At 60.7% G+C, this 9,947-nt stretch carries 8 protein-coding genes and 1 tRNA gene; 4 read left to right on the top strand and 5 right to left on the bottom strand.

The window, feature by feature from the left end; all coding sequences use genetic code 11:
* The first annotated feature begins 46 nt into the window (after positions 1-46).
* Positions 47-123: transfer RNA gene (locus tag N6L27_RS22860), tRNA-Met, on the top strand.
* On the opposite strand, the gene N6L27_RS22855 is transcribed toward N6L27_RS22860, so the two are convergent.
* The 4 genes from N6L27_RS22855 to N6L27_RS22840 all read right to left on the bottom strand — a co-directional run bounded on the left by N6L27_RS22855 (position 80) and on the right by N6L27_RS22840 (position 6,201).
* The gene (locus N6L27_RS22855; protein WP_271909724.1) at positions 80-1,780 is read right to left on the bottom strand and encodes a recombinase family protein; all 1,701 of its coding nucleotides are present in this window, start codon (positions 1,778-1,780) and stop codon (positions 80-82) included. The two genes, N6L27_RS22860 and N6L27_RS22855, sit on opposite strands and share 44 nt — an antisense overlap.
* A gap of 562 nt (positions 1,781-2,342) precedes the next feature.
* Positions 2,343-4,574, bottom strand: a complete 2,232-nt coding sequence (locus N6L27_RS22850; protein ID WP_271909722.1) for an AAA family ATPase — start codon at positions 4,572-4,574, stop codon at positions 2,343-2,345.
* A gap of 89 nt (positions 4,575-4,663) precedes the next feature.
* Positions 4,664-5,644 (bottom strand): GIY-YIG nuclease family protein, encoded by a 981-nt coding sequence (locus N6L27_RS22845; RefSeq protein ID WP_271909721.1) that lies wholly within the window; start codon positions 5,642-5,644, stop codon positions 4,664-4,666.
* 65 nt (positions 5,645-5,709) lie between these two features.
* On the bottom strand, positions 5,710-6,201 hold the full coding sequence (locus tag N6L27_RS22840) for a hypothetical protein (RefSeq protein ID WP_271909720.1): 492 nt from the start codon (positions 6,199-6,201) through the stop codon (positions 5,710-5,712).
* A gap of 130 nt (positions 6,202-6,331) precedes the next feature.
* Here N6L27_RS22840 and N6L27_RS22835 point away from each other — a divergent pair, with 130 nt between their 5' ends.
* Positions 6,332-6,505: a hypothetical protein gene (locus tag N6L27_RS22835; protein ID WP_206540064.1), complete on the top strand. Its 174-nt coding sequence runs from the start codon at positions 6,332-6,334 to the stop codon at positions 6,503-6,505.
* A gap of 369 nt (positions 6,506-6,874) precedes the next feature.
* The gene (locus N6L27_RS22830; protein WP_052257688.1) at positions 6,875-7,813 is read left to right on the top strand and encodes a tripartite tricarboxylate transporter substrate binding protein; all 939 of its coding nucleotides are present in this window, start codon (positions 6,875-6,877) and stop codon (positions 7,811-7,813) included.
* A gap of 49 nt (positions 7,814-7,862) precedes the next feature.
* Here N6L27_RS22830 and N6L27_RS22825 read toward each other — a convergent pair whose 3' ends face one another.
* Positions 7,863-8,768: a LysR family transcriptional regulator gene (locus tag N6L27_RS22825; protein WP_271909719.1), complete on the bottom strand. Its 906-nt coding sequence runs from the start codon at positions 8,766-8,768 to the stop codon at positions 7,863-7,865.
* A gap of 112 nt (positions 8,769-8,880) precedes the next feature.
* Here N6L27_RS22825 and speB point away from each other — a divergent pair, with 112 nt between their 5' ends.
* On the top strand, positions 8,881-9,918 hold the full coding sequence (speB, locus tag N6L27_RS22820; RefSeq protein ID WP_271909723.1) for an agmatinase: 1,038 nt from the start codon (positions 8,881-8,883) through the stop codon (positions 9,916-9,918).
* Positions 9,919-9,947: the final 29 nt, after the last annotated feature.

Below are 9,947 nucleotides of genomic sequence, written 5' to 3'. Positions count from 1 at the left end.
ACCTAGTAAAATCCAACATCTCTCTAAACGATACAATAACACCTGACGCGGGATGGAGCAGCCAGGTAGCTCGTCAGGCTCATAACCTGAAGGTCGCAGGTTCAAATCCTGCTCCCGCAACCACCGTTTCCGACCAAGCCTCCGCAAACAGCGGGGGCTTCTTCGATTCAGGGCTCCCCAAAGCCATGATCCCCGCCAGTTCCCCAACAAGTTCAAGCTGATGGCCCCCAGGTGCGTCTGCGTCCGGAACCATCCGCACCTCTGAAATCAGCGCCCGCAGCGCCGCCGTCGCCTCCCGCCGCACCTCCGGCGCATTCAGGGACCCAGCCAGATCTTCGATCAGCTCCCGGTACCGCGCCGACAGGCTCGGGTGAAGCCGCAGGGCAGGGGGCTCCGGGTTGTCCGCGATGACCGCCTCCAGGCGGGCCTTCTCACCCTCCAGCTCAGACATCTTGTCCTTCATCGAGGCGGTATACATGCCGTCCTCAATAGCGGTCAGGATGTTTGAGATCCGGCTCTCCACCTTCTTGAGGGAGTGTTCGGCCTTCTGCCGGTCCTGGCAGGCCCCCGCGGCGGCGTCGTTGAACGCCTTGCGGTATTCCTCCGCGAACTGCGCCAGCAGGTCCGGTGCCAGCAGGCGCTGCTTCAGCCCGGAAAGCACCCGCTCTTCCACTTCTGCCCGGCCGATGGTGGCGCGGTTGGTGCAGACCGCAGCACCCTTGTTGCGGGCACCTGCGCAGCCGTAGCGCGTCTTGTTGATCAGCGTGTAGCTGGCGCCGCAGCAGGCGCAGCGCAAGAGGCCGGACAGAAGGTAGGTCGGCCGGCGCGCGCGTTCCAGCCGGGGCCGTTCGGTCAGAACGCCTGCCGGGTTCATTGCCTGCCGCACTTCTCCCTGACGTGTCTTCACTGCGTGCCAGAGCTGGTCATCAATGATGCGCAGCTGCGGGACCTCTTCGATCTTCCAGTCTTCGGGCGGGTTGAGTCGGGACAAGCGTTTTCCGTTGTCCGGGTTGGTATCATAGGTCAGCCGGTTCCAGACCAGCCGTCCGATATAGAGCTCGTTGTTCAGGATGCCGGTGCCGCGCTTGATGTTCCCGGAGACCGTTGAGGGGTTCCAGACTCCGGTGCCCTTGCCGCTCTGGGGAGCAGGCACTGCTTCGGCGTTCAGCGCGGCAGCGATTGAGCGCGCGGAAAGCCCGTCTGCGTAATCCCGGAAGATCCGGGTGATGACGGCGGCCTCGTCCGGCTCGATCTCCCGGTCGCCGGTGCTGACCGTGCCGTCGGGCAGGATCTCACGCTTCACCCGGTAGCCGTAGGCAATCCCGCCAGCAGATTTGCCCCTGGCAATGCGTCCTTCCAGCCCGCGCCGTGTCTTCTGGGCTAGGTCCTTGAGGAACATGGTGGATACCAGCCCGCCGACCCCGACCTTCATGTCATCCAGCTCATTCTCCGAAGCCGTGTGGATCTTGACTCCGAAGAAGTTCATGCGCTTCAGCAGGTTTGCGGAATCCGCCATATCCCGCGAGAGGCGGTTCTGGCTTTCGGCGGCAATGACGTCGATCCCGCCGCGTTCGGCTGCCTGGATCAGGCGCTGGTATCCCGGGCGCAGCGCGTTCTTGCCGCTGAGCGCGTGATCTGTGAAAACTTCCGTTACCTGCCACCCCTTCTGTTCACACAGACGGCGGCACAGCCGGATCTGGTCCTCGACCGATGTGTCTTTTTGTTTGTCTGTGGAGTACCGGGCGTAGATGGCAGCGCGGAGACCGGGTGTTGCAGTCATGGTTTATTCCTTCGAAGGCGGTTTGCTCCTTTGTGCCGCGATGTCTTCCTGAGCAGCCTGGCGGGCAAGGAGCTGGATGATGTGCAGAAGCGGGTCCGGGCAGTTGGCCCGGCCGTTTGTCTGAGAAGTGCCGGAGTGACAGGCTGTCCCTCTGGAATTGACATAGCTCTTCTGGTCCCGTGCCATAGGCCGAGGTCTCCCGCCGCTCCCAGGCCGGTGCCCGGGGCGTTTTTTTGATGCTGCTGATCTGGCCGGGAACTGCCCCGGCGGCTGTTGGCTTCATCATATCGGGAGAGGGAGGGCGGCGGGCCCCGTGAAAGGGGGGAGATGCCGCCCCGGGGCCGGGTTTATGTGGACAACCTGCCGTTTGGGCCGGTTTGCTCGGGGACGGGGCGCTGAGGTGCGCGCCGTTGCGGCTGGACCGGCGGCGTTTGCCGCGCGGGCAAAACCTTTCCGAAAGGGAATTATCCGGATTTTGGGTCAACCGGTGCTTGCACCGCGGAAGTTTGCGCATAAGAATTGTGCAAACCTCGCGGCGGTGCGGCTTGGTTGGCGGGCGCATCTACTGGTCCAGGACCGGCTCCGGACCATTTTTGCGCGGCACATCGCGCAGCCAGGACCGGACCGCCTTGGTATCGAACTCTCGTTTCTGCACCAGGTCTGCAGCCATGTCCTTAAGCAGTTGTTGATGGGGGTACAGCAGCGCGCGCGCGTGGTCCTCGGCGTAGTCGAGCCGCTCCTGCAGGCGCTGGCGTTCGCAGGCCGTCAGGCGGGAGGGATCCTGCGGTCCAAACCAGCCGTTGCCGAAGGCCCCTAAACCCAGTTCAAAATCCATCGCCAGGACCATCCGAGCTGCTTTTCCGAGGTCGGAGGTGGCGCTGCCGCCAGCGCCAGCGGACACAGTCCCAAAGATGAGCCGCTCCGCCGCCCGCCCCGCGAGGTGGACGTAGAGCTGACGGTCGAAATCTGCCGGCAGACCTGCATTCGCGGGAACATCCCGTTCGATTGTTCCGCCTGCGGCAGCCACCCGGACCTGCGTGATCGCCTCGCCGAAGATCCAGGCGGTGATGGCATGGCCGCATTCATGGACGCAAATGCGGTAAAGCAGGTCGTGGTTCTCCTCCTGTGCCATGACTTGCAGATGGCGGCGCAGAAGCTGCAGATCGAGCGGGCAGCCGCTGTGCCGGGCTTCACTGCGGGCAGAGCGCACCGCCGCATCCACGTCGGCGGCGGTTTTGCCAATGCTGTCCCGCGCCAGCTCCAACATCGCATCCTCGGGGAATGCGTCCTGCAGCCGCTCAGCAAGGAGGTGCTGCAGCATCGCCATGCTTGGCAACGGCATCTCGATCTTGATGTCAAACCGCCCGGCTCTCAGCACCGCGGGGTCGATGTGCTGCGGGTGGTTGCAGGCACCAACCACCATGATCCCTTCCTCCAGGCCGATGCGGTCCATCTGCTCCAGGAGACCAGCGATCACCTGCGATCCATATCTGCTGCCGTGGGTGTCGCCGCTGGTGCGCGAGCTGATCGCGTCGATCTCATCGATGAACAGGATACAGGGCGCATTCTTCCGCGCGTCTTCGAAGCTTTTGCGCATCGCGAGCAGCAGGTTGCCCAAATGACCGGCGCTTTGCCATTCCGCGCAGCTTGTTTGAACGCAATTGACAGCGGCGCTCCGGCCCATCGCGCGGGCGAGGTGGCTTTTGCCGGTGCCCGGCAGGCCAAAAAGCAGCAAGGAGTGCGGGATCTCATTCCAAGCCACTTCGCCTTCGGCCCAGAGCCGCAGGTCTGCAACCAGTTGCCGGGCGGTGTCATAGGACCGGCCAATGCCGGTGATCTCTTCCCTCGGCGCGTGGGCTTCGGGCGGTGAAGCGGCAGCGGCTGCAAGCGCCTGGGACAGGCGCTGCGCCATCTTCTTCGCTGTGGGCGCACGCAGGGCGAATGAGAGTGCGGGCGTGGAGAGCTCTTGCAGCTGGCCGTTCGGGGGCAGCGCCGCGCGGGCGGCGGCTTCATCAATGTGACCCGTGCGGCTGTGGGTCTGGCGCAGCAGGGCGATCAGAAAATCCGCGTCCACTTGCGGTAGTGTCAGCTGATGGCAGTGCTCCGTCACCAGCGGCGCCGGTAGCGCCATCTCGTCCGGCAGGCAGATCCACAAAGGCTGGCTGTGCGCCAGGCCTTTAATGATGAGATCCTGCAGTTCATCAAAGTGCCGCTGCTCAACTCCGCCGTCGCGGGCGCTGGGGACAGCAAGGGTCACGCGCTGAGGCAGTTGCACCTGGCGCCGGGCGTCATAGGCCTGCCAGCCCGGCGGCAGCAGGGCGTGGTTGAGGAGATTTTCCACGCTTGAAAACCCGGAGGCAGGAATGTTGTGCAGGATCAGCACGGCGCCCCGGGCAAGCTGCGTGTCCACCGCAGCCGGGGAGCCGAAGGCCGCGGCGATCCGAAGCAGAAGAAGCAGCTTGTCTGCCGGCAGGTCTGTGTGCGGCAGCCAGCGACCTGTCTCATCGCAGGCAAATGGGTCGGCGCCTTCCTGCTCCAGGTGTTCCCAGAGTTCTGGCGGCAGATGCCGCGCGTTCGGGTGCTCGCTCAGATGCTGCAGCAAAGAATGGGGCTGTTCCGGGGGCGTGGACACAAGCGGCTCCTCGGTGTCGGCACCGTCGGCTGGCGCGTCTTCTTTGAGTGTCTTGCGCCGCGTCTGCTGCAGCTCTTCGTAGTAGAGATGATAGCGGCGGGCGCAGTCTTCAGCGAACTTCCACCAATCGGGGCGCGCGGGGGAGTGGTTGGATTGGTTCATAGCAAGCCTCCTGTGAACAGGCAAAAGGGATCGGGCGCCCAGCGGGGCCGGGCGGAAAACAGGTCGGAAATTGAAGGGGAGGGAGGCGCTTAGCTGTCTTCTTCCGCCTTGATGGCGTCGAGCATCGCGAAGATCACCTGGCACACATCCGGAAAATAGACCTCACTTTTGACCCTCAATTCATCTGCGTAGAGGTCTGGCGGCGCGACGCTGTCGGGGTGCTCTGCCTTCAGCCGCGCATGCAGGCCTTTCTCAATTTGCACAGCTGTGTGGCCAGAGCTGATGGGAACTGTCCGCAGGACCTGCGCCTCCGTCTCCTTGGTCTTCAGAAGTTGGTGGTAAAGGCGGGAGACGGGATCGCGGCTGTAGCCGAGTTTGATCAGCTTGGCACCTTTGGCGAGTTTAAGCTTCATGACGTAGAGAAAACTTGGCGCACTGCTCCAGCCCTCGCCGCAGTTGCTGCATTGAAACCGGCCAGTCTGCATGTTGGCACGGGCAATCCGCTGAACATGGCCGCAGACCTGATGCTGGTACAGACGGTAATTCTGGTTGCCACCTGTGTCTTCTCCGATCAGGTGCCACCCCCGTTCTTCTGCTTCGGCCTGTTCTTTGTCAGCGTGGCAAATCTCGCACCGTACACTGCACAGGCCTTCGGCTGCCCGCTTAACCATCTCAAATTGCCGGCGCAAGTTATGGCCGCAGGGGGCGATATAGTGGGCATAGTGACGGTCTTCCGGATCGCGGCCTGCCCACTTCAAACCTGCGGCCACAGCGTCGGCCTGCCACCGGTCTTGAATGCAGTGCGGGCACTGCGGCTGGCTGTTCATGAGAACAAAGATCTTGCTGGCGTGTGTCAGACCGCAGCTTTGGCAGGCTAGAAGCAGATGATACCGGTCTTTGATGCGCTGGACGATTTTGAAACCTTTTGCGCTGGCGGCGGCGCGCCAGTGGGGATGGACCGTTTGCGGGAAATGTTCGCAGGTTGAGTGGGGCATGGCAGCCTCCGCATAGGCAAAATTGGGCTGGGCAGGCGCCGGAACTGGCGCTTGCTGAAACTTCAGAAATGGCATGGCTGAGCCGGGCGCTGCGGCGTGTCCACTGCGGGGCGGGTCAGAAGAATGCTGGGATGGTGGGCTTAGTTGGGCAGGAAGTTCTGCGCTTCATCCGCCACAGAGAGTTCGATGAGAGCGTTCATCTGGCGCGCGCCGGTCTGCAGCAGCGTCTGGCAATCACCATCTTCAGCGGTGAACAGCTCCAGGTTCTCAAAGTACAGATGTTGAAACCTGCGAGCCTCTTCCGGCCCTGTGGACTCGATGAGGAAGTGCAGCAGCATGCTCATGCGCTGCATTGGCAAATCTTCGGCACTGACCATCTGTGCGGTCAGGATGTCGCCGCTGAGTTTAAGGCAATCCTGCCATTTGGCTTCAGCGGCCTCTTGGATACCGGTGGATGCGGGATCCCACGAAAGAGCGTGCGACAGATCACGCTCCAGTTCGAGGGCTTCGTCCACTGCCTTGGTCAGCGTATCGAAGGTGCGGGTGATGAAGGTGGGGCTGCCATCTGCGACAGATGCGGGCTGCAGGGCTTTCAGCGCGCCGGGGCGCGTGATAACGGGGATGGTAGTCATGCTGGTCTCCTAGTCGAGGTCAGTGTGATTAGGACGGTAAGGTGGTAACGACACCTCTACCGTCCGCATATTGAGCATATGCGTTATATGCAGCATTGTCAATATGCTGCATATCGCTTAATGGTGTCCTATGGCCAAGCAGACAGTCTACCCAGTAAAGAAACTTGTGAATCTGACAGAAGAACAGGCAAAACGTATTGCCGACTTCAGGTTCGAAAATCGCTTGCAGTCAGAAAATGAAGCTATTCGGCGTTTGATCGAGATTGGCTTGGATGCCAACTTGGGAAGCGGAGATCAGAAGTAACGACCCTGATTTTTACGTCGTATTTGCTCTTTTTTCTAAGAACCAGAAAACCCAAAGCAAGGAGTCGCCCGAAGCTCCCGGTTGGGCGTGTCCGGCAGACAAGTCGGCCGAATTGGTCCACAGCACTTTTGAGCTTGTACCGAAGACCAATTGTGGAAATCGCAATATTCGTGGACACGTCAGAACCAGGTGCCATGGGTGATACTCGCAAAATTTCGAAAGTGAAGTTTCTTTCTTTTTAATTTTTCAACCTAATTCAGCATGCTCTCTTAGCTGCCAGTGGAGCCTTTCGCTTTGCTTCCGGCTTCCAACGCTGCCGGCAGGTGACGCGCAGCACAGAAACCGGGCTCTGTGGCAAGGGAGTAGACCATGAAAAATCCGATGCTGAAACTGGCAGCAATTGCCCTCACCGCATGCGTGGGGTCTGTACCCGCGGCATTTGCCGATTACCCCGAAAAACCGGTGTCGTTCATTGTTCCGTGGCCTCCGGGAGGAGAGGAGGATGTGCTGACCAGGATGATCGCAACCGAGTTCCAGGACTTGTATGGCGTGCCTGCGGCCGTTGTGAACAAGCCGGGCGGCGGCGGCGGGCCGTTTCCCGGTGCGCTGGACGTGGCGGCGGCGCCTGCCGATGGGTACACCGTCGGGTCTTTTGTTATCGGGGTGCCGGTGGTCGGACCCACGCTTGGCATTCCGGAATTGTCTCCGAACCCGTTTGTTCCAGTTGGCGTATTCATGACCTATCCTTTCCTGATCGTGGCAGGAAAGGATGCACCTTACAGCACAATGGAAGAACTGGCGGCCTATGCCCGGGAGAATGATGTCACGCTTGGCCATTTCGGTGCCGGGCTGGTGCCGACCCATGTCACCTTCGGGCTCGCTGAAGAACTGGGCTTTGAGTTCGGCTCGGAGGCCGCCTATGACGCGCTGGATTGCAATACGCTGGCGTCCGGCGATGTGGATGTCATGAATTCGGTGGCAGCACTGGTTGCGCCGTGCTTGTCCGAGATCAAGGTGCTGGCCAGCGTTACGGACGAGAGGGTGTTTCTGACCCCTGACGTTCCCACAGTTTCGGAAATCGCACCCTCTCTGGATATCGTCCTGTGGAACGGTCTGTTTGTCCCCAAGGGAACGCCGGAGGACATCATCGCCAAGATCGAAGCGGCCGCTGTCCGGGCGATGCAGAGCGAGGAGGCGCAAACTTACGTGCAGACAAATGGCGCCCAGATTTACTGGAAGAACCGTGCCGAAACAGAGGCACTGATCGAACGGGACATTGAAACCTTCAGTGCGCTGACCTCCGAGTGAGGGGCATCACTTTGCAGCGGCACGGCGAAAAGGCTCTGCCGCTGCTACGCTATTCAGCGCTGTGTGCATCCAGCAAATCGGAAATAAAGACATCCACGACCTTGTTGTCCCGCCCGCCGCGCTTGGTGATCAAGTGGAATTCCAATTCCGTGGCGAACCTGCCGGGCAGGATTGGGCAGACCATCCCCTTGTCTTCCCATATCTGTGCGAAATGCGTCGGCAGGAACCCAAGGTACTGTCCCGAAAGAACAAACAGCATGGCTGCATCCATGTCCTCAGTGAACACAGACGGTGAGGGCAGGGCGGGAGGTTTCTCCAGGACCTGCTCCAGTGCGGTGCCGGAGGACACCATGGCATGGCTGCCAATTTCCTGAAGCAGGCGGCTTTCATCGGTGATCTGTGACAGCGGATGAGCGCAGGCGCAATAAAGCGCAACGCGCTCAGTGAACAGCCGGGTGTAGTCCAGACCCGGTATCCGGGCAGGAAACAAGCCGATGCTCAGATCATAGCGGCCGTCCAGCGTGCGGCTTTGCTGATCGGCGGAGCGGGTTTCCTCCAGTCGGAAGGTTACCTTGTTGGGGCGTGTCTGAAACTTGCGGACCGCCTCCGGCAGGCGGAAGGCGGGATTGGTGGCCATATTTGCCTGCAGGCCGATCTTCACCTCTCCGACCAGCCGGTTCTGGATCTCTGCGGCGGCGAGGTTGAAATTGCTGAAAGCCCCCAGAACCGTTTGAGCAGCCTCATAGACCGCTGTCCCCTGGTCGGTGATCCGGAACCCTGAGCGGCCGCGCTGGCACAGGGTCATGCCCAGCTGCTCTTCAAGCTCTTTCATCTGGATGCTGATTGTGGCCGCGGACATGTTCAGAACGCTCTGCGCGGCAGCAAACCCGCCGCAGTCGACAACCGTCACGAACACCCTGAGCTTGCGGATCGAGTTTTCGTGGAGGCTCAGCACGGCGCATTCCTTTGGTAACAGTAAAGTATGATTTGTATATTTTGAATTTACCAAAGTGATTTTTCCATGAAAATCTGAACCTGCCGGAAAACTTGGACGGGAAGTGAACCTTATGACCGCGATGAACCTCGACCGCCTGCGCGCGCTGGCGGAAAAATCCGACCTCAACGACCAGGCTCTTCAGGCTTATCTGGACAGCGGAGTGGCGCATGGCGGCGACAAAAGGGAGCATGTTGCCCCTTATGCGGGGATTTCCTCGTTTTTGCGTGCGCCGCTGCAGGACGGGTTCGCCGGCCTTGATATCGCGATGCTCGGCGTGCCCTTCGATCTGGCGGTGACAAACCGGCCTGGTGCCAGGTTCGGGCCTCAGCAGGTCCGGGAACTGTCGGTTCTGGCTGCGGGTCCTAAGAACCATGCGACAGGGGTTATTCCGGGTACGCTGGCGCGTTTCGCCGATTGCGGCGATGTGCCGATTGCGAGCACCTACAATCTGGAACAGGCAACTCAGGAAATCGAAGACTATTACCAAATGGTCGCAGACGCAGGCGTCATGCCGCTGTCAGTCGGCGGTGATCATTCGATCAGCTATCCTATTCTCAAGGCTATCGGCCGCGACGCTCCTGCCGGACTGATCCATATTGACGCCCATGCCGACACCGGGGGGCCATTCAACGGATCCCGTTTTCACCATGGCGGGCCGTTTCGCAATGCGGTCCTGGCGGGTGTCCTGGACCCGGAACGCACGGTTCAGATCGGCATCCGGGGCCGCGCGGAACCACATTGGGATTTCTCTTATGACAGTGGCATGCGGGTGATCCATATCGAGGAGTTCTACCAGATGGGCTTGGACAATGTGCTGGCGGAGGCCCGCAGCATTGTTGGCACAGGTCCCACTTACATCTCCTTTGATGTCGACAGTATCGACCCGGCTTTCACGCCGGGAACCGGAACACCGGAAATTGGCGGGCTGCTGCCGCGGGAGGTCCAGGCTTTGATCAGGGGGCTCCAGGGACTGAACTTGATTGGTGCGGATGTGGTAGAGGTTTCTCCGCCGTACGATCGGTCGGGCAACACCGCCCTGGTCGCGGCAACGATCCTGTGGGAACTGCTTTGCATTCTCAGCTTTGCTGCATCGGAAAAGAAACGGTGAAGCACTGGAGCAGTCCTCCCGGAAGACAG

This window comes from Leisingera sp. SS27, from assembly GCF_028368855.1.
In the GTDB taxonomy this organism is placed as follows: domain Bacteria; phylum Pseudomonadota; class Alphaproteobacteria; order Rhodobacterales; family Rhodobacteraceae; genus Leisingera.
This window is presented reverse-complemented; position numbering and strand designations above follow the sequence as displayed.

Coding starts and splice junctions, on each gene's coding strand:
- N6L27_RS22855 (WP_271909724.1), bottom strand. CDS start 1,780: ATGACTGCAACACCCGGTCTCCGCGCTGCCATCTACGCCCGGTACTCC.
- N6L27_RS22850 (WP_271909722.1), bottom strand. CDS start 4,574: ATGAACCAATCCAACCACTCCCCCGCGCGCCCCGATTGGTGGAAGTTC.
- N6L27_RS22845 (WP_271909721.1), bottom strand. CDS start 5,644: ATGCCATTTCTGAAGTTTCAGCAAGCGCCAGTTCCGGCGCCTGCCCAG.
- N6L27_RS22840 (WP_271909720.1), bottom strand. CDS start 6,201: ATGACTACCATCCCCGTTATCACGCGCCCCGGCGCGCTGAAAGCCCTG.
- N6L27_RS22835 (WP_206540064.1), top strand. CDS start 6,332: ATGGCCAAGCAGACAGTCTACCCAGTAAAGAAACTTGTGAATCTGACA.
- N6L27_RS22830 (WP_052257688.1), top strand. CDS start 6,875: ATGAAAAATCCGATGCTGAAACTGGCAGCAATTGCCCTCACCGCATGC.
- speB (WP_271909723.1), top strand. CDS start 8,881: ATGACCGCGATGAACCTCGACCGCCTGCGCGCGCTGGCGGAAAAATCC.